This is a genomic window from Collinsella aerofaciens (assembly GCF_039062365.1).
GTDB lineage: Bacteria > Actinomycetota > Coriobacteriia > Coriobacteriales > Coriobacteriaceae > Collinsella.
The window spans coordinates 132,983-151,304 of sequence record NZ_JBCJBI010000004.1 but is presented as its reverse complement, the minus strand read 5'-3'; the positions used below and the strand labels follow the sequence as shown (position 1 = coordinate 151,304).

Annotated in this window: 17 protein-coding genes; 15 read left to right on the top strand and 2 right to left on the bottom strand. The window is 62.0% G+C overall.

What is annotated here, in order from left to right; all coding sequences use genetic code 11:
* Positions 1 to 210: 210 nt before the first annotated feature.
* The 4 genes from cbiM to ABCN01_RS03650 all read left to right on the top strand — a co-directional run bounded on the left by cbiM (position 211) and on the right by ABCN01_RS03650 (position 3,853).
* Positions 211 to 1,296, top strand: coding sequence for a cobalt transporter CbiM (gene cbiM / locus ABCN01_RS03665; RefSeq protein ID WP_342995966.1), 1,086 nt, complete (start codon positions 211 to 213; stop codon positions 1,294 to 1,296).
* A complete protein-coding gene (locus ABCN01_RS03660; RefSeq protein WP_342995964.1) occupies positions 1,274 to 2,110 on the top strand; it encodes an energy-coupling factor transporter transmembrane component T family protein in 837 nt (278 codons plus the stop codon). The genes cbiM and ABCN01_RS03660 overlap by 23 nt, the downstream gene beginning before the upstream one ends.
* A gap of 44 nt (positions 2,111 to 2,154) precedes the next feature.
* Positions 2,155 to 2,925 (top strand): energy-coupling factor ABC transporter ATP-binding protein, encoded by a 771-nt coding sequence (locus ABCN01_RS03655; RefSeq protein ID WP_342995963.1) that lies wholly within the window; start codon positions 2,155 to 2,157, stop codon positions 2,923 to 2,925.
* Positions 2,926 to 3,004: 79 nt separating this feature from the next.
* A complete protein-coding gene (locus tag ABCN01_RS03650) occupies positions 3,005 to 3,853 on the top strand; it encodes a hypothetical protein (protein WP_342995962.1) in 849 nt (282 codons plus the stop codon).
* Here ABCN01_RS03650 and ABCN01_RS03645 read toward each other — a convergent pair.
* Positions 3,850 to 4,755: a hypothetical protein gene (locus ABCN01_RS03645; RefSeq protein WP_342995961.1), complete on the bottom strand. Its 906-nt coding sequence runs from the start codon at positions 4,753 to 4,755 to the stop codon at positions 3,850 to 3,852. The genes ABCN01_RS03650 and ABCN01_RS03645 overlap by 4 nt on opposite strands.
* Before the next feature lie 586 nt (positions 4,756 to 5,341).
* Positions 5,342 to 6,802 (bottom strand): pyruvate kinase, encoded by a 1,461-nt coding sequence (gene pyk, locus ABCN01_RS03640; RefSeq protein ID WP_342995960.1) that lies wholly within the window; start codon positions 6,800 to 6,802, stop codon positions 5,342 to 5,344.
* Positions 6,803 to 7,243: 441 nt separating this feature from the next.
* Here pyk and ABCN01_RS03635 point away from each other — a divergent pair, with 441 nt between their 5' ends.
* The 11 genes from ABCN01_RS03635 to ABCN01_RS03585 all read left to right on the top strand — a co-directional run bounded on the left by ABCN01_RS03635 (position 7,244) and on the right by ABCN01_RS03585 (position 18,269).
* Positions 7,244 to 9,925: a cation-translocating P-type ATPase gene (locus ABCN01_RS03635; protein WP_342995958.1), complete on the top strand. Its 2,682-nt coding sequence runs from the start codon at positions 7,244 to 7,246 to the stop codon at positions 9,923 to 9,925.
* A gap of 273 nt (positions 9,926 to 10,198) precedes the next feature.
* Complete coding sequence (gene rsgA, locus ABCN01_RS03630) at positions 10,199 to 11,383, top strand: ribosome small subunit-dependent GTPase A (protein WP_425458726.1); 1,185 nt, start codon at positions 10,199 to 10,201, stop codon at positions 11,381 to 11,383.
* Between the two features lie 252 nt (positions 11,384 to 11,635).
* On the top strand, positions 11,636 to 12,295 hold the full coding sequence (cpaB, locus tag ABCN01_RS03625) for a Flp pilus assembly protein CpaB (protein WP_342995957.1): 660 nt from the start codon (positions 11,636 to 11,638) through the stop codon (positions 12,293 to 12,295).
* Entirely contained in the window at positions 12,295 to 13,938 is a 1,644-nt protein-coding gene (locus ABCN01_RS03620; protein ID WP_342995956.1) for a CpaE/TadZ family protein, read from the top strand. The genes cpaB and ABCN01_RS03620 overlap by 1 nt, the downstream gene beginning before the upstream one ends.
* 2 nt (positions 13,939 to 13,940) lie before the next feature.
* A complete protein-coding gene (locus ABCN01_RS03615; RefSeq protein ID WP_342995955.1) occupies positions 13,941 to 15,269 on the top strand; it encodes a TadA family conjugal transfer-associated ATPase in 1,329 nt (442 codons plus the stop codon).
* Entirely contained in the window at positions 15,242 to 16,168 is a 927-nt protein-coding gene (locus ABCN01_RS03610) for a type II secretion system F family protein (RefSeq protein WP_342995954.1), read from the top strand. The genes ABCN01_RS03615 and ABCN01_RS03610 overlap by 28 nt, the downstream gene beginning before the upstream one ends.
* Positions 16,165 to 16,806, top strand: coding sequence for a type II secretion system F family protein (locus ABCN01_RS03605; RefSeq protein WP_342995953.1), 642 nt, complete (start codon positions 16,165 to 16,167; stop codon positions 16,804 to 16,806). Before ABCN01_RS03610 ends, ABCN01_RS03605 begins: the two co-directional genes overlap by 4 nt.
* Positions 16,807 to 16,816: 10 nt before the next feature.
* Positions 16,817 to 17,050: a hypothetical protein gene (locus ABCN01_RS03600; protein ID WP_117634299.1), complete on the top strand. Its 234-nt coding sequence runs from the start codon at positions 16,817 to 16,819 to the stop codon at positions 17,048 to 17,050.
* Entirely contained in the window at positions 17,014 to 17,577 is a 564-nt protein-coding gene (locus ABCN01_RS03595; protein ID WP_342995952.1) for a hypothetical protein, read from the top strand. The genes ABCN01_RS03600 and ABCN01_RS03595 overlap by 37 nt, the downstream gene beginning before the upstream one ends.
* Before the next feature lies 1 nt (position 17,578).
* Positions 17,579 to 17,797 carry a hypothetical protein gene (locus ABCN01_RS03590; protein ID WP_342995951.1) on the top strand — a complete coding sequence of 73 codons (219 nt, stop codon included), beginning with the start codon at positions 17,579 to 17,581 and terminating at the stop codon, positions 17,795 to 17,797.
* Between the two features lie 46 nt (positions 17,798 to 17,843).
* Positions 17,844 to 18,269 carry a pilus assembly protein gene (locus tag ABCN01_RS03585; RefSeq protein ID WP_343014193.1) on the top strand — a complete coding sequence of 142 codons (426 nt, stop codon included), beginning with the start codon at positions 17,844 to 17,846 and terminating at the stop codon, positions 18,267 to 18,269.
* The last annotated feature ends 53 nt before the right edge of the window (positions 18,270 to 18,322 follow it).

Sequence of the window (18,322 nt, the reverse complement as noted above, 5' to 3'; positions counted from 1 at the left end):
CCGAGTCCTACGTGACTGCTATGCCCGGTATAAGGCACCGTTGAGCCTGCATATATGACACGCGCATTACATGACGGCGTGCTGCTTTGTCGGCAGCGCGCCGTTTTGCTATGATAGCCCGCGGCGTGTTACGAATCTGGCAATACGTAACACTGGCAAGGTGATTCAAGCGGCGTTGCAATTCTGTGCGCCGACAACCGGGAGGCGTATATGCACATTCCAGATAATTATCTGTCCCCGCAGACCGATGCTGTCATGGCGGTGGCGATGGTGCCCGTTTGGGTCCATTGCATCAAAAAGGTACGCGCCACGCTCGATCGCGAGCACATGGCTTTCCTGGGCATCTGCGCCGCGTTCTCCTTCTTGCTCATGATGTTCAACGTGCCGTTGCCCGGCGGCACCACGGGTCACGCCGTCGGCGGCGCGCTCATCGCGCTGCTGCTGGGTCCCGAGGCCGCGGCTATCGCTGTCTCGGTCGCGCTGGCACTGCAGGCGCTGCTGTTTGGCGACGGCGGCATCCTGTCCTTTGGCGCCAACTGCTTTAACATGGCCTTCGTGTTGCCGTTTGCCGCTGCTATCGTGTTCCGTGCGCTCAACAGCCGTTTGCACGACAAGAGCTGGGGCACCTCGGTTTCGGCCATCGTAAGCGGCTGGGTCGGCCTGTGCCTGGCGGCCCTTTGCGCGGCAATCGAGTTCGGTATTCAGCCGATGCTCTTCACCAACGCTTCGGGCGCTCCGCTGTACTGCCCCTTCCCGCTGTCCGTGGCTATTCCGGCCATGTTGATCCCGCATATGCTGGTTGCCGGCGTGGTCGAGGGCGTGGCGACTGCCGCGATCTACGGCTTTATCAAGAAGACGGCGCCGAGCGTTATCGTCGGGCCCGAGGCCGTCGATGGCCAGCTTACTGCCGAGGGCGCTGCTGCCAAGAAGACCTCGCTGGTCCCCACGCTCATCTTGGTTGCCGTGCTTGTCGTGGCTACGCCGCTCGGCTTGCTTGCCACAGGTGACGCATGGGGCGAGTGGGACGCCGAGGGCGCCGCGACCGCCGTTCAGGAGGTTGGTGACGACAGCCTGCAAGCTTCGGTCGGCCTTGATACCCCGACCTTTGCCGACGCTCTGCCTACGGGCGATTACCTGCAGGCCTATTCCGAGGAGCAGGGTCTTGGCTTTGCCGGTCAGGCTGCCATGTATATCCTGTCCGGCGTGATTGGCGTGGCGGTGCTCACCATCGCATTCCGTCTGATCTCGCTGACGGTTAAGGAAAGCGGTGCTCATGGCAATAGCCGAGCTGCCTAGCTGGCTTGCGGCCGAGGAGCGATACGAGCCCGTGGGGGCTCGGCATCGTGTGATGCAAAAGAATGTCCTGCACCTGGCGAGCCTGCTTGAGCGGGTTCGCTTGGGTGGAGGCGCGCACGAGGGCGGGTCGATGGTCGACCGCGCCCTTTCTTGCGTTTCGGCTCCGGTGCGCCTGGTGGGGATGTTCGTCTGCGTCCTGTGCGTGTGTCTGACACAGAGCCCGCTGTACCTCATGTTGATGGCGGCCATTGCGCTGGTGCTCGTTGCCGTGCGTCCCGTACGCGGGCTGCGCGCGACCTTTGTGCCGGCGCTTGGCGCCGCGGGGCTCGCAGTGGTTTTGGCGCTGCCTGCCCTGCTGCTGGGTGCTTCCGCTACGGGCGCCATGCTCAAAATTGCGCTTAAGACGTTCATTAACGTGTCGCTCGTGCTGGGTGTTTCGTGGACGCTCACCTGGAGCCGCATGTCGGCGGCGCTCAAGACGCTACATCTGCCCGACGAGGTCATCTTTACGTTTGATATGGCGCTCAAGCACATCGAGGTGCTGGGTCGCACGGCGCACAATCTGTGCGAATCGGTCATGCTGCGCAGCGTTGGCCGTGCGCCTGAGGGATTTTCGCGTACCGATTCGATCGCGGGTATCATGGGCAGGACCTTTATCAAGGCGATGGAATGCAGCCGCGCGATGGACGAGGCTATGCTCTGCCGTGGCTTTGCCGGTGCGTATCCGGCTCCTGCGCGGAGCGGCTTTGGCTGGCGCGATGCGGTTTACGCGGTCGTTGTGGTTCTGCTCGCCGTGTTGTGCGCGGTGCTGTAGCGCGGGCGGTCGAGCCGTCGATGTGGATAGGGAAGGGCGACGTTTTGGCAAACGATACAAATGGCGCGATGTGCGCGAGCGGTGCTGCCGGCGCCGAGACCACGCCGCTCATCGAGTTTCGTGACGTGGTGTTTTCCTATGCGGGTCATACGGTGGTCGACGGCGTTTCGCTGCAGGTGGATCGTGGTGAACTCGTTGCTCTGCTTGGTCCTAACGGCTGCGGCAAGACGACGATCATGCGCCTTATCAACGGCCTTGAGCTCGCGGATGCCGGCGCATACCTGTTTGACGGACGCGTGGTCGATGCGGCGTATCTGAAGGATTCTGCTGCTGCTCAGAAGTTCCACCAGCGCGTGGGCTTCATATTCCAAAACGCCGACGCCCAGCTGTTCTGCGCTACGGTGGGCGAGGAAGTTGCTTTTGGTCCCGCGCAGATGGGGCTGCCGGCAGACGAGCTCGAGCGCCGCGTGCGCGATGCCATGGGGCTGTTTCAGGTTGCCGACCTTGCCGACGCCTCTCCCTATCAGCTCTCGGGCGGGCAAAAGAAGCGCGTTGCGCTGGCTGCGGTGGTGTCGATGAACCCGGATATCTTGGTCCTTGACGAGCCTACCAATGGGCTCGACGAGGATTCATGCGACATCGTGGTCAACTTTTTGCTGGCCTACGTCGCGGCGGGTAAGACGGTCTTGATGAGCACGCATCACCAGGATTTGGTGCGACGCCTGGGTGCCCGTGCAATCTATATCGATCGATATCACCATGTGGTCGAGGCACCTTCGCCGTCGTATGGAACCGAAAGCGGTGCTACGGACTAGTTGCTGCGTAGAGCGTGCGTAGCCGCCCGCGCGGCTTTGCCGTGATGGTATAGTTATCCAGGTTTTTATGGGGGTGGCTATGCCAAGCTGGAACATTCATATCGCTCAGACGGAGCGTTTGCTGGAGCGCACCGGTGCGCTTGCCAATAGCGTGCGCGATCGCAATGCCTTTTTGTTTGGCTGCGTGGTTCCGGATATCTTCGTGGGCTATATGGTCCCTGGCATCGCCGATCCCATCCCGTACCGCATTACGCACTTTGCCAAGCCTGAGCCCATCCCAAAGCCTCGTGAGCATGAGTTCTGGGATACCTATGTGGCACCGTTGCTTAAAAGTTCGCCCATCGGTGCGCCAGCCGCGGCGACCTCGATTATCGAGGAACGCGAGCGACTGAACCGCGTGCACTATCCCCAGCGCTACAAGGATGCCGAGCCGGTTGCCGGTCCCGGCGCCTGTGAGTTCTCGCTTGCGTCCGAGGACGTGGCGCAGTCGTTGCTCGATTTGACACTGGGTGTCTGGTCGCATCTGGTGGCCGATACCGTATGGAATACGCGCGTGAATCAGTACCTGGAGGTGCACGGCGGCAAGCCGTGCGAGGAGTTCCGCATTAAAAAGCAAGGCGACTTTGACTGGTTTGGCAAGACGCTGGGCATTGTTTCCATCCCGCGTGCGACCGATCGCCTGTATACCGCTGCGACGCGTTTTGGGCAGTATCCCATCCATAAAGAATATGTGCTCAAGACCATCGGCGTCATGCACGAGATTGTACGCGAAAACCCCGGTGAGCCCGACCATCCGCCATACCGCCTGCTAACCGAGGAGTTTTTCGATGCAACGTTTACCGAGGTCATCGAGCTAACCGAGGCGGGATTTGCGGCTCGCGTTGCTGCTTCTGACGTTCCCGCAGTCCCCCTGATCGCTAGCTGCTAGCCGGCCGGCTTAACGGAGAACAGTTCATCCCAATTGACCAACAGCTCCCGTCGCAGGGCATCTTCGGTGGTGCGTTCCTGATCGGTCTTTGGGATGTAGGGGAGCCCCGCCTTTTTATGAATGAGCTCGGCGATGTTGTTAAAGCTCTTCGTGTCCTTGATCTGGTCGTAGGTTATCTGGATAACGTCATAACCCATGCTTGTGAGGGACGTGGTGCGTTCGGCATCGGAGAGGCTTGCGGCTTCGCTGTCATGGGCGGAGCGGCCTTGGCATTCCAGAATGACGCCCATGCTGTCGGTGCTGCTCTCTATGAGGATATCGGCGTAGCAGCAGGTTTTGTCATACAGTGAGCGCGCGGAGTCGCTGAGTGGGATGCGCACGTTGTTTGCGATGTTGATGCCCATGCCGCCCTCGTCGCGGGGGAGCGAGACAAGCATGGAGGTCTGTACTTCGAAGGGCGAGGCAGTTTGCCCCGTCATGTGCTCGGCCGCCCAGCGCAGTTGTTTAACGCCGCGCAGGCCTGCGGCTTGCTTGGCGAACGCGGCGATATCCGTTGCGGTAAGAAGCGGCGTGCGTTTCCACAAGTTGGTGCCATTGCCCTTGGTATCGACAACGCGTTTCCAACCACAGTCGGGCGGAATGAGCTTAAGCGAAATAGCTTCATCAAGTTGTTGTTGCGTTCGCTCGCAGGGCTTAAACACTGCAAAGGAGCCGCACATCTCGTAACAAGCCATGAGTAACTGGTTGCGTGAAACCTGCGTAGCAAGGTTGAGCAGCGTGAACTCCGGTGACGTGACATCAAACCCATGTTCAGTCTGCCTAAACGACCCCGGAGGTGGCTCTTGGGTTAGCAGACGGCTATGAAATAGCTTTCCGTTCGCGCGCTGTTTTCTTTCGCTCACGAATCTTCAAACTGGTGTGCCGAGCAAGTCTTTAAATACTGGCTGTTTTGAGTAATGCACCAAGCGATGGTCATGGTCAGGCGGCAGGATTGCCGGATAGAGTCCCAGTATCTGGGGCGGGATGCGATAGTACTGAAAAGCCGTGGGTCCGCAGGCAAGAAATGACATAGCGATCCGATCGTTTGGGCGTAGTTTGGGCTAGAAAAGCTATCGGTTTCGGAAGTGCGGGGAAAAAGACAAACAGGCAAAGCACAAGCGGTATTTGAACCAAATTTATCAGGGGTTTTGTTGAAATAAAAGGGCTTGTGCTCGGAGGTAAGCAATTTTTCCCCGCACTTCCGAAAACGCGGTCGATTTGGACTTTGCTAAAACGATTTATCAGCCCTGCGTGAGGTGTGGTCTTGCCACCGGGTGAACACTTCTAGCGCCTGAGCTATATTTTTTGGGCCTCGAAGGGTGGATTTCGCGCTTTTGGTAAAGAAATGAGTGCGTGTTTTGCCGTGCGCCGGCATTGACGCAAAGAAAAGGGTCCGGAAGGCGAAGCCTTCCGGACCCTTTGCAATGCAAATCTGCTTGCAAGTGCGATTTAGCGCACCTGAGCGACGTAAGCGACGTTGGTCGAGGAGACCTTGTCCTCGAGCTGGACGCTCATGCGGGGATCGCCGGCGGTAGCGACGGTCAAATCGCCAGTCTTGACATAGCCGAGCTCCTTAGCGGTCTCGATCGCCTTGACGATCGTGCCGTTGACGGTGCCCTGGGTAATCTCGGCCTGGTGCGGGATAACGCCCCAGTACATGATCATCTGCTGGACGGCCCACTCGTGGCGGGAGAACGCGCAGATCGGCATGTTGGGACGGAAGTGCGAGATCAGGCGAGCGGTACGACCGGTGGTCGTCGGCACGGTGATGCACTTGGCGCCAACGGTGGTGGCCATGTTCACAGCGGACATACCCACAACGTTGTTGACGACGCGGGTGCCGTGAGCGTCAGCCGGAACCTCGAGCGGAGCGTGAGCCGGGAGGTACTTCTCGGTCTCGAGAGCAATGCTGGCCTGCATCTTAACGGCCTCGACCGGGTACTTGCCGGCAGCGGACTCGCCGGAAAGCATAACGGCGTCGGTACCGTCGTAAATGGCGTTAGCAACGTCGGCAACCTCGGCGCGCGTCGGGCGCGGGTTCTGCTGCATGGAGTCGAGCATCTGCGTAGCGGTGATAACGGGCTTGTAGGCCGCGTTGCACTTGGCGATGATCTCCTTCTGGATGTGGGGAACGAGCTCGGGCTTGATCTCGATGCCCAGGTCGCCACGGGCGACCATGATGCCGTCGGAAGCCTCGAGGATCTCGTCGAAGTTCTCGACGCCCAGGGCGCACTCGATCTTCGGGAAGATCGTCACGTGCTCGCCACCGTTCTCGCGGCAAAGCTCGCGGATGCCGCGGACGGACTCGCCGTCACGGATGAAGGAAGCGGCGATGTAGTCGATGTTCTCGGTCAGGCCAAAGAGGATGTCCTGACGATCGCGCTCGGTGATGGCGGGCAGCGAGATGTTGACGTTGGGCATGTTGACGCCCTTGCGCTCGCCGATCAAGCCATCGTTCTTAACGACGCAGGTCATGTCCTGGCCGTCGACGGACTCGACCTCGAGGGCAACCAGGCCGTCATCGATCAGGATGAGGGAGCCCTTCTCGACCTCGGAGGGCAGAGCCAGGTAGTCGAGGGAGATGTGCTCAGCGGTGCCGTGGAAATCCTCGGACGTGGGCTGAGCGGTGACGACGATCTTGTCGCCGGTCTTGACGGCAACCTTCTTGCCGTCGACCAAAAGGCCGGTGCGGACCTCGGGGCCCTTGGTGTCGAGCAGGATGCCGACGGGCAGACCGAGCTCCTTGGAAATACGACGGACGCGCTCGATGCGACCGTGGTGCTCGTCGTAGGATCCGTGCGAGAAGTTAAAACGGGCGACGTTCATGCCCGCCTTGATCATCTCGCGGATGGTCTCGTCGCTATCGCAGGCGGGACCCATGGTGCATACAATCTTGGTGCGCTTGTACATTCAGACCTCCATCTGACATCGTCTTGCGCTGATAGATAAACCATAAGAAATAAAACTGAGATGATTATAACGAAATGCCGACCGAATACCCCAAAAAATCGACCGTATGCCGAATTAGAAGTTCATTTTTTGCGAAAAAACGGTATATGCAAAAACTTTACCAACCGTTCTAACCGCTGCTATCTGGGCGATATTTCAGTTTGATGATGCGCCGAAGAAAAAACGTTTTATCAATGTTGAACATCACACGGTCTGCATCGTTGCGAATGGACCCTATTTCCAAATGGATTGTTTTGGCTAGACGCGTCGCTTTGGGGTACCATAGCTCCACTATCAACTGCCGCTCAGCACGGCAGCCTTGATGAGCCCTTGCCCTTCTCCTGGGAATTATGATCGGGCATCAATCTGCTGAGTGGCCCGAATCCCAGGAGGGGACTCTATATGCAAAAGGAATACCTGTCCGCCGCGGCGGAGGTGCTCAGCGACCAAGGTGTCGATGAGAACCTCGGCCTGAGCAACGGCGAGGCGTCGTCGCGCCTCGCCAAGACAGGCCCTAACAAGCTCGAGGAAGCCGAGAAGACGCCGCTGTGGAAGCGCTTCTTTGAGCAGATGGCAGACCCCATGGTCATCATGCTGATCGTTGCCGCCGTCATCAGCGCACTCACGGGCATGGTCAAGGGCGAGGCGGACTTTGCCGATGTCGCCATCATCATGTTCGTCGTTATCGTCAACTCGGTGCTGGGCGTAGTCCAGGAGGCTAAAAGCGAGGAGGCCCTCGAAGCCCTGCAAGAGATGAGCGCGGCGCAGTCCAAGGTGCTGCGCGACGGCAAGCTCGTGCATCTGCCGAGCGCCGAGCTCGTCCCCGGCGACGTGATCATGCTCGAGGCGGGCGACTCCGTCCCGGCCGACTGCCGCGTACTCGAGAGCGCCACGATGAAGATCGAAGAGGCCGCACTGACCGGCGAGTCCGTGCCCGTCGAGAAGCACGCCAACGTGATCGAGCTCGCTGCGGGCACCGACGACGTGCCGCTCGGCGACCGCAAGAACATGTGCTACATGGGCTCCACCGTGGTGTACGGCCGCGGTCGCGCCGTCGTGGTCGGCACCGGCATGAACACCGAGATGGGCAAGATTGCTGGCGCCCTGGCCGAGGCCAAGGAAGAGCTCACGCCGCTGCAGGTGAAGCTTGCCGAGCTCAGCCGCATCCTCACCATCATGGTTATCGTCATCTGCGTCGTCATCTTTGGCGTCGACATCATCCGCCACGGCGTGGGCAACGTTCTCACCGATCCGACCGCGCTGCTCGACACCTTTATGGTCGCTGTCTCGCTTGCCGTCGCCGCCATCCCCGAGGGCCTGGTTGCCGTCGTGACTATCGTGCTTTCGCTCGGCGTGACCAAAATGGCCAAGCGCCAGGCAATCATCCGCAAGCTCTCTGCCGTCGAGACCCTTGGCTGCACACAGACCATCTGCTCCGACAAGACCGGTACCCTCACCCAGAACAAGATGACCGTCGTCAAGCACGAGCTCGCTGCGCCTAAGGAGAAGTTCCTGGCCGGCATGGCTCTGTGCTCCGACGCCCAGTGGGACGAGGAGCTGGGCGAGGCCGTGGGTGAGCCGACTGAGTGCGCCCTCGTCAACGACGCCGGCAAGGCGGGGCTCACCGGCCTGACCGCCGAGCACCCGCGTGTGGGTGAGGCCCCGTTCGACTCTGGCCGCAAGATGATGTCCGTGGTCGTCGAGACCCTGGACGGCGAGTACGAGCAGTACACCAAGGGCGCGCCCGACGTGGTGATCGGCCTGTGCACTCATATCTACGCGGGCGACAAGGTCGTTCCGCTGACCGAGGAGCGTCGCGCCGAGCTCGTGGCCGCCAACAAGGCCATGGCCGACGAGGCCCTGCGCGTGCTGGCGCTGGCAAGCCGCACCTACACCGAGGTCCCGAGTGACTGCAGCCCCGCTGCGCTCGAGCACGACCTGGTCTTCTGCGGCCTGTCCGGCATGATTGACCCGGTCCGCCCCGAGGTCGCCGACGCCATCCGCGAGGCCCACGATGCCGGTATCCGCACCGTCATGATTACGGGCGACCACATCGACACCGCCGTGGCCATCGCCAAGCAGCTGGGTATCGTCACCGATCGCAGCCAGGCCATCACAGGCGCCGACCTCGACCGCATGAGCGACGAGGAACTCGACGCGCACATCGAGGACTACGGCGTGTACGCCCGCGTCCAGCCCGAGCACAAGACCCGCATCGTCGAGGCTTGGAAGTCGCGCGACCAGATCGTCGCCATGACGGGCGACGGCGTCAACGACGCCCCGTCCATCAAGCGTGCCGACATCGGCGTGGGCATGGGCATCACCGGTACCGACGTCACCAAGAACGTCGCCGACATGGTGCTTGCCGATGACAACTTCGCCACCATCATCGGTGCCTGCGAAGAGGGCCGTCGCATCTACGACAACATCCGCAAGGTCATCCAGTTCCTGCTTTCGGCCAACCTTGCCGAGGTCTTCTCGGTGTTTATCGCCACGCTCATCGGCTTTACCATCTTTCAGCCGGTGCAGCTGCTGTGGGTGAACCTGGTCACCGACTGCTTCCCCGCGCTCGCGCTGGGCATGGAGGATGCCGAGGGCGACATCATGAAGCGCAAGCCGCGCAACGCCAAGGACGGCGTCTTTGCCGGTCACATGGGCCTGGACTGCGTGGTCCAGGGCCTGATCATCACCGTGCTGGTGCTGGCGAGCTTCTTTGTGGGCGTGTACTTTGACATGGGCTACATCCACATCGCCGATATGATCGCCGGCAATGCCGACGAGGAAGGCGTGATGATGGCGTTCATCACGCTCAACATGGTCGAGATTTTCCACTGCTTCAATATGCGCAGCCGTCGTGCGTCGCTGTTTAGCATGAAGAAGCAGAACAAGTGGCTGTGGGCTTCGGCCGCGCTGGCGCTGGTACTGACGGTTATCGTGACCGTTCAGCCGACGCTTGCCGAGATGTTCTTTGGCCCCGTGACGCTTGAGCTCAAGGGCGTTCTTGCCGCGCTGGGCCTGGCCTTCCTAATCATCCCGCTGATGGAGATCTACAAGGCGATCATGCGCGCGGTCGAGAAGGAGTAACGTTCTCGTCCGGGCCCGCCCCACGCCCTTTCTCCCTCACTGGTCCTCGCGCTTCGCGCTGCGGGATCGTTCGGGAGAAAGGGCTTCCGGGGCGGGCCCTGCGGTATCCTTGCTGGCTTTTCTCCCGCGCGGATGATAAAGGGCTGAGGGAAAGTTTGTGAGCCGATCGAGCGTTTGCTCGACCGGCTCTTTTTGATTTAGGGCTTTGCCCGGCCAGCTCTTTTTGATTTAAAATACCTGCTCAGTTGTGATTTGTGGTGCTGGGAGGCGCTTGTGGGCAAGGCTAAGGCGAAGGCGAAGAAAAAGACGACGGGGGCGCGGGCTAAGCGCGATCGTCGTCGGAAGCTTGCGACCGAAGCCCCCGCGTCTGCCGAGGAACTGCTGGCAAGCGTGCCGGGACTCGACGCGCTGCAGGATGTTCCGGCGTTCGACGACCTACCGATCGATGAGGCTCAGCAGGCTGCCTTCGATGATTTTTGTGCCCAGGCCGAGGAGCCCGAGCAGACGCAACTTGGTACCGTGGTGCGCCTGGATCGCGGGTTTCCGCTGGTAGCGACTGCCGACGATACCTTTCGTGCCGAGCATGCCGTGGGGTTTGCCAAGTCGCGTGGCGAGGACGAGGTTTTGCTGCCAGCCGTGGGCGACCGCGTGGCGGTGCGCCGTGCGCCCGGGCACGACATGGGCGTGATCGAGTGCGTGCTGCCTCGCCGCACGAGTTTTGAGCGTTGGCGTGGACGCGCTCGCGGCGAACGTCAGGTGCTTTGCTCCAACGTGGATAGCGTTCTGATCGTGCAGGCGCTTGGCGCCGGCGAGGTGTTGCTCGACCGCGTGGCACGCTCGCTGGTGCTGGCACTCGACTGCGATGCCGAGCCGGTGGTGGTACTCACCAAGGCCGACCGATGCGACGCCGATGAGCTTGCACGCGACCTGGATCGCGTGCGCCGCTTGGTGGGTCCAGACGTGCACGTAATCGTGACGTCCTCTGCCGAGGGCCGTGGTTTGGATGAGGTGCGCGCCTGCGTGCCCGCCGGGAGCTGCGCCATGATCTTGGGTGAATCGGGTGCTGGCAAGTCGACGCTGCTCAACGCGCTGCTGGGTCACGATACATTGGCGACCGGCGGCGTGCGCGAGCGCGACGACCAGGGCCGTCACACTACCGTCGCGCGCGTGATGGTGGCGCTGCCGGGCGACGCCGGTGTGATCGCCGATGCCCCGGGCCTGCGCAGCCTACCGCTCGTGGGTCACGAGCGGGGTCTGGCGCGCGCCTTCCCCGAGATTGTCGAGGCATCGCGCGCGTGCCGGTTTGGCGATTGCACACATACCCATGAGCCGGGTTGCGCCGTTCGCGAGGCCGAGGACGCCGGGCAGATCGACAGTCTGCGTCTGGAAACGTTCCAAAACTTGGCGTCATCCATGCGCGTGAGCGCTCAAATGCTCGATCCCGATGTCCATCTGTAATTGATTTTTCCTATGACAGCCGTCTCCCAACTGGTCGGGAGACGGCTTTTTTGCTGCGGAAAAGCCTCGAAACATGCAGTTTGCTGACGTGCTGACCAAAACTTTGCCACGAGCTTGACGGGCTGGTCAGCTTTTGGTCAGCGATTGGTTTGACATCGAAAACCAAGATCGCGATTGCACCGCTTTGCACTCTGACCGCCCAGACAATGGTGGTACGGGCATTCGCCCGGCACTGCCATGAGAGGAGCGGCCGTGAACAAGAGCAAGCGCATCGCCATCAGTCTGGTCGCGGGCGTGCTCGCTGCTCTGCTCTGCATGGTTTACGGCTCGTCGATCCGCTCGCAAGCCGAACAGGTCCAGGCTGAGACCTTGGCCAAGTACGGTGGCGATCGCGTCGAGGTATGCGTCGCGGCGCGCGATATCGATGTGGGCGAGACCCTCGATGAGACCAATGTCATAACCCAGGAATGGCTGACGAGTCTGCTGCCGCGTGACGCGGCGACCGAGCTGCGCCAGGTGCGCGGCGACGTGACGACTTCGCGTATTCCCAAAAACGCCGTGATCTGCAATGTCTACACCAAGGCCGAGAGCCACAAGCTCGAGGTGCCTAAGGGCAAGGTCGCCGTTTCGGTGGCGGTCGATGCCGAGCACTCGGTCGGCGGTGCTACGGGCGTGGGCAGCTACGTGGATGTGTATGTGCAAAAAGACGGCGTAACCGATCGACTGTGCGGCGCGCACGTGATCGATACCAGTGAGGATTCTGGTGCTACGCGCGAGGGCAAGATCGAATGGGTGACGCTGGCAGCTGACCCCGAAGACGTCAAGGAACTGCTGGGAGCCTCGGGCAAGGGAACGGTCAGCTTGACGATTCCCGCCACGGCGCGCGGCAAAAAGAGCGGAGGCGACGAGTGATGAAGGCGATCTGGCTTGCGTGCTGCGCGTGCGGCGATTACGGGCTGTTGCAGCGGGAAGTCGAGGGCCGTGATGCGGGTGCACAGGTGCTTCGCGTGGGTGACCTGGACGGGCTGGTTTCCATGGCTCGGGCGTTTCCGTCGCGCCGCGGGGCTGCCATCATCGCAGCGTCTCTGTTTGATACCGAAGATGTGCGCAAGACTGTTGCGCGCCTGACGGCCGAAGGCCGCGTGAGTCGCGTGGTCGTCTTGATAGAAGCGCTCGATCCGTCGGATATCGAGGGGTTGTTTCGCGCGGGGGCGACCGAGGTCATCGCTGCGCACAGTATATGCGGCAGCGGGCGCGCGGGCGAGGGAGCGGTTGATTCCGATCGGCGCATGACGATTGAGCCCGATGCTTTTGTTGATAGGGAACCCGGGGCGCCTCGCGCTACAAGAGGCCCGCGTGTTGATGATTATGGAAAAGCGGAAGCCGAGCATGGTCGGCGCCCCCGGAACCCCCTTGTATGCGATGACGCTGGAGGGCCGGCGCAGCATGCTGGCGACTCCCCGGCTGTAGATATGGGATACGTGCACGGCGTGAATCTGGCGGATGAACTCGACGAAGTTGAGGGCTTTGCCGGGTGCGGCGAGTTGTCGCTGATGCAGCATGAGCAGATTGCGCAGAACGAGCCTGCCTCGCAGACCGAACAAGCTGACATGCCGGCTTGGACGCAGCGTGTAGTTGCGGCGGGGGAGACGGGGACGCTGTCACCGACGCCCGCCCCGCCGCCTCCGATGCCGCCGGCAGACGCTGCCGCTTCGCCGCATCGAGCTCCGGTCGTCTGCGTCATTTCGGGCTCGGGCGGTTGCGGCAAGTCGACGATCGTTGCCACCATGGCACACGCATCGTCGCTGTTGGGCTTGCGTGCCGCCGTGCTCGACCTGGACCTGATGTTTGGAAACCTTTACGACTTGTTAGGCGTCGATGCTCCGCGCGATATGGCGGCACTTATCGAGCCGTCGGCGGCGGGCACGCTCACCGAGCCGGATATCGTAGCCGCATCGATGCGCGTCGCCCCGGGCGTTACGCTCTGGGGTCCCGTCGCGGCGCCCGAGCAAGCCGAGCTCATGGCACGTCCGGTGGAGCTACTGCTTGATGTCCTGCGTCGCGAATCCGACGTGGTCTTTATCGATACCTCGGTCTTTTGGGGCGACGCCATGGCGGCTGCGGTGGCGGCGAGCGACCGTTGCCTGATCGTTGGCGATGCTGCGGTGTCGTCCGCGACATCGGCATCGCGCGTCATTGAACTGGCAAGTCGAGTAGGTGTGCCGCGCACGCGCATGAGCGCCGTGTTCAACCGGTTCGGTGCGCGCGGGGCAGACGAGGACGTCGCCATGCGCTTTGAGATTGCCTGTGCGTTGAGCTCCAAGATTCGTATCGCCGATGGCGGGCAGGATCTCGCCGCGCTCATGGCGTTTGGGCGCGCTGACGAGGCAGTGGGGCAGACCAGCGCTTTTGCGACCAGCGTGCGCGAGGCCACGCGCGAGATGCTCGTGGAACTGGGGTGCGCCGTCGGCCCTTGGAGCGATATGGTCGCCGACCGTGCAACGCGCACCGAACGCCCGCGTATCCGCCTTCCCTGGTCGCGCGAGGGTGATTAGCGATGAGCCTGCAAACGAGGATTAAGGCTGCCGGCGCTGCAGCGGCGGCAGCGCCTGTAGATGCGGGGCGTCGCCGCGCGGTGAAACGACGCACTAAGCGCGCCGTGATGGACCGCATGGGTTACGACGAAGTGGCGCGTATCAGCGCCTATGTCGACCCGGTACTTGCCCGCTCGGAATTGCGTCCCGCGGTGGAGGCGGCGCTCAATGTTGAGGAGCCGACCGATCTCGCGACGCCCGAGCGCGAGACCATCATCGACGAGATTTTGGATGACGTGGTGGGCTTGGGGCCGTTGCAGCCGCTCATCGAGGACGACACCGTTACCGAGATCATGATCAACGGCTGCCGCTCGGCTTTCTTTGAACGCGGCGGCGTCTTGTGCCCCATCGAGCATGCGTTCGAGGATGATGAGCAGATCCGTGTGCTTATCGACCGCATCATCTCGCCACTTGGCCGCCGTATCGACGAGCGCAGCCCCATCGTCAACGCCCGCCTCAAAACGGGTTATCGCGTCAACGCGGTGATTCCGCCTGTGGCGATTGACGGACCGATTCTTACCATCCGAAAGTTCTCGGACCGTATCTGCTCGCTGGACGAGCTTGTGGGGCTGGGGTCGCTGCCGCTTTGGTATGCGCAGCTGCTGTCGTGCGCGGTGTCGCTGCGACAGGACCTGGCGGTTGCGGGAGGCACGGGATCTGGTAAGACCACCCTGCTCAACGCGTTGTCATGCGAGATTTCCACCGGCGAGCGCATCGTGACGATCGAGGACTCTGCCGAGCTCAAGTTTGCGCATCATCCGCACGTGGTGCGCCTAGAGGCGCGCGAGGCTTCAATTGAGGGCGAGGGTGCGGTGACGATTCGCGACCTAGTAACTAATGCCCTGCGCATGCGCCCCGACCGCATCGTGGTGGGCGAGGTGCGTGGTGCCGAGTGCTGTGACATGTTGCAGGCCATGAACACGGGCCACGACGGGTCGCTCACCACACTTCATGCGGGTTCAGAACAGGAGACCGTGGTGCGTCTGACGTTGCTTGCACGTTATGGCATCGATCTGCCGAGCGAGCTCATCGAGGAGCAGATTGCCATGGCGCTCGACGGCATCGTGATGTCCGAGCGCCATGCCGATGGCAGGCGTTTTGTAGCCTCATATTCGGGGGTTCACCGCGGCGTGTCGGGCGGTGTTGAGCTCGAACGCTACGTGACTTTCGATGCTGCCGAGCGCACCTGGACGCTCGACCGCGAGCCGCCGTTTATTGCGGAGGGCTTGCGGTCGGGAACGCTTACACAAGAGGAGGTGGACGAATGGAGATCACTGTGCCCCTCGTCGTAGGGGGCTTGGCAGGGCTTTCTGTCGCGACGGTGTGTGGGGCAGAGCCTCGTGTGCCGCGGGTACCGCCGGCGGAGCTGGCGCGCCAGACGCTCGAATCGATGGCGGAGAAGCTGCCCCGTGAGTTGGCGGAAAACGACCTGCTGACAAAGATCGCCCGTTCGTGGGCATCGTTGGTCCCCGCAGATCGTCTTGGGCTTGCTATTGAGGATAACGCGACTCGCCTGGCGTTTCTGCTGCTATCGAGCGGTGTCTGCTGCGTTTTACTGACGATGGTGTCGTTATCGCCCCTCGGATTTGCCTTGGGACTTGTTGCTCCGATTGCCGTTGGCGCCGCTCGGGATGGCTTTGAGAGCCGGCGCGAGCAACACGATGCAGAAGAGGCCATGCCCGAGGCGTTTACGGCGCTCTCTATGTCGCTTGCCTCGGGACACTCGCTGGCCCAGGGCATGCGCTTTGTGGGCGCTCATGCGCAAGAGCCGGTACATACCGAGTTTTTGCGGGTAGCGGCGGCGATCGATTGCGGCATCTCGGCGACCGACGCGCTCGATGACTTGCTCGTGCGCATCGACGCCCCCGGTCTTTCGCTTGTGACCTTGGCGCTTAAGGTGCTTCAGCGCACCGGTGCTCCGCTTGCCGACTTACTGGCCGAGGCGTCGAGCATGGTGGGGGAGCGCATTGAGCTCAAGCGCCGCCTGGATGTCAAGACGTCGCAGGCCCGCATGTCGGCGCATATGGTCGCGGCGATGCCGGCGGGCATGTGCGCAGTGTTGGCGCTGCTTTCGGCAGATTTTCGTCGCGGTCTTGTAACGCCTGCCGGTGCGGGCGCTGTGGTGCTGGGTCTTGCCCTCAACGCCGTTGCCCTGGTGGTTATCCGGCGCATTATGAGGGTGGAGCTATGAGCGCCCTGGTTGCAGTTGCGGCTTGCCTGTGCGCCCTGAGTGTATTTGTCGCGACGGGTTTGGATCGGGCGGATGCGCGCAAGATCGCAGGGGCCTGCAAGCGCGAGGCGGTGCTGGTCGCTGCTGCGGGTCGCTCGGTGGTCGATGCCCTGACCGCGCGAGTGAAGGGCGCGGTTGGGGCGGGCGGCCCGGCGCTAGTGCCGCTCGGCGAAGTGTCCGAGATGATCGACGTGGTGCGCCTGGGGCTTTCTGCCGGCCTTTCGTTTGATGCGGCGCTTGAGATTTTCTGTGCCAACCGCCGGTCAGTGCTGGCTCTTCGCCTTGAGCGGGCCTGCATGGCGTGGCAGGTGGGCGTGGGCACGCGTGAGGACGAGTTGTTGGCCGCCGCGCGCGACCTGGACGTGCGAGCGCTCGAGACCTTTGCGATCACGGTGGGGCAGGCGCTCGCCCTGGGTGCCCCACTTGCCGAGACGCTGGCCGCTCAAAGTCGCGAGATCCGTGCGGCTCATCGCGCCGCGGTCGAGCGCGAGATCGAGCGTGCGCCCGTCAAGCTGCTGATTCCCACCGGCACGCTCATCTTGCCGGCGTTGCTTCTGTCCATATTGGGCCCGCTGCTGGGAGCAGGCGGGATGATGTAGGGAGGAATACATGAACACGATGGTCGAAGTTGCTGACAAGGCTTGGAACTGGGCTTTTTGCCGGGCGATCCGCGCTCGCCAGCATGCCAGGGAACTGTTGCAGGAGGAGAGCGCGCAGGGTACCACCGAGTACGCCATTTTGGTGGGTGTGCTCGTGGTGATCGCGATTATTGCCATCGTTGCATTTAAAGGCAAGGTTAAAGAGCTATGGGATGCGATCAGCGAGGGCATCAACAGTCTGTAGAGGGCGAGCGCCCCATCGGGGTACTGCTGGTGTTTGCTTGCCTGATCGTGGCGATAGCGGCGGTGCTTTGGGGGCTTAACGCCGCGCGGCAGCAGCGTCCTGGGGCCGCCTTCGATTCGGGCTCAGATTTGGCGGTGGCGTCTCAAAAAGATGAGACGCGAGATGCGAACGATTCGGATGTCGCTGTCACGGCGCAAACCTTTCTGCGGACGCTCGACAAGCGGTCTGGCACTGCGACGGATTCGCCTGAGGGCAACGCGATTGCGGTCCGGCTTGCATGGTCCGAGGACCGACCGATGGCCGAGGCAGCGGCGGATATGTTACGCGCCTACCGCGAGGTGCCAACGGCCCAGCTCGCCCTGAGCGGCTATCTCGATATTAAGGGCAACGTATGGGGCGCCATCGTGCGCGATGGACGCGGCTGGGTCGATATGGTGACGGTCGCTGCGGATGCCGGCGATGCCTCGTGCCGCCTGCGTGCCGTGCGTCTGGTTCCGCAAACAACGGAGTCAAAGGAGGGGTCGTGAAATGCATGATGTCCTGCGTGAAGAGGTTGCCCAAGCGACTGTGGAATACGCCATCGTCACGGTGGCGCTGTTATCGATCGTGCTGGCGATTGCGGGACTTTGGCGTGCTGGCACCGATGGACGCTTGGCGGCGCTGGCCGAGCGGGCGGCATCCCATGGCGTTGCCTCGACGTCGGTTATCGACGCCGCTGCGGGCGCTAAGGACATCGCGTTGTATTGATATCGCGCGCGAGGACCGGGCGCAGTCTACGGTCGAGGCCGCTTTTTTGCTGCCGACGTTTCTGACGCTCATCCTTCTCGCACTGCAACCGGTGTGCCTGCTTTATACGTGCGCGGTCATGGAGTCTGCCGCCGCCGAGACCGCGCGGCTCATGACCACGACGACGGCAGAGGACGATGATCTTAAGGAGTTCACCCGCTGCCGGCTTGCCGCAGTGCCCAACGTTTCGATCTTTCATGCCGGCGGGCCGTTGTCGTGGGATATCGAGCTTGGCCGGGCCGGTGCGGGTGGCGTCTCGTCCGTGTCCGTTTCCGGCGAGGTCAAGCCGTTGCCTGTGATCGGTGCGTTTGCGCAGGCTATGGGTGGTACCGCCGAGGGCGGCTACGTTGAGCTCAAGGTCGATGTCTCGTATCAATCGCGTCCCGAATGGCTGGAGGGAGATTATGATTCGTGGATTGCTGCATGGGATTAAGCGTTTCTGGTCTAGACGCGTTTTGACGCGCCGTCCGAGCTGCCATCGCAAAC

Excerpts from the sequence above, each read along its gene's own strand:
- ABCN01_RS03600 (WP_117634299.1), top strand. The coding sequence starts at position 16,817 with ATGAACACGATGGTCGAAGTTGCTGACAAGGCTTGGAACTGGGCTTTT.
- ABCN01_RS03590 (WP_342995951.1), top strand. The coding sequence starts at position 17,579 with ATGCATGATGTCCTGCGTGAAGAGGTTGCCCAAGCGACTGTGGAATAC.
- pyk (WP_342995960.1), bottom strand. The coding sequence starts at position 6,802 with ATGTACAAGCGCACCAAGATTGTATGCACCATGGGTCCCGCCTGCGAT.
- ABCN01_RS03610 (WP_342995954.1), top strand. The coding sequence starts at position 15,242 with ATGGAGATCACTGTGCCCCTCGTCGTAGGGGGCTTGGCAGGGCTTTCT.
- ABCN01_RS03615 (WP_342995955.1), top strand. The coding sequence starts at position 13,941 with ATGAGCCTGCAAACGAGGATTAAGGCTGCCGGCGCTGCAGCGGCGGCA.
- ABCN01_RS03635 (WP_342995958.1), top strand. The coding sequence starts at position 7,244 with ATGCAAAAGGAATACCTGTCCGCCGCGGCGGAGGTGCTCAGCGACCAA.
- cbiM (WP_342995966.1), top strand. The coding sequence starts at position 211 with ATGCACATTCCAGATAATTATCTGTCCCCGCAGACCGATGCTGTCATG.
- ABCN01_RS03595 (WP_342995952.1), top strand. The coding sequence starts at position 17,014 with ATGGGATGCGATCAGCGAGGGCATCAACAGTCTGTAGAGGGCGAGCGC.
- ABCN01_RS03605 (WP_342995953.1), top strand. The coding sequence starts at position 16,165 with ATGAGCGCCCTGGTTGCAGTTGCGGCTTGCCTGTGCGCCCTGAGTGTA.
- ABCN01_RS03650 (WP_342995962.1), top strand. The coding sequence starts at position 3,005 with ATGCCAAGCTGGAACATTCATATCGCTCAGACGGAGCGTTTGCTGGAG.
- ABCN01_RS03620 (WP_342995956.1), top strand. The coding sequence starts at position 12,295 with ATGAAGGCGATCTGGCTTGCGTGCTGCGCGTGCGGCGATTACGGGCTG.
- ABCN01_RS03660 (WP_342995964.1), top strand. The coding sequence starts at position 1,274 with ATGGCAATAGCCGAGCTGCCTAGCTGGCTTGCGGCCGAGGAGCGATAC.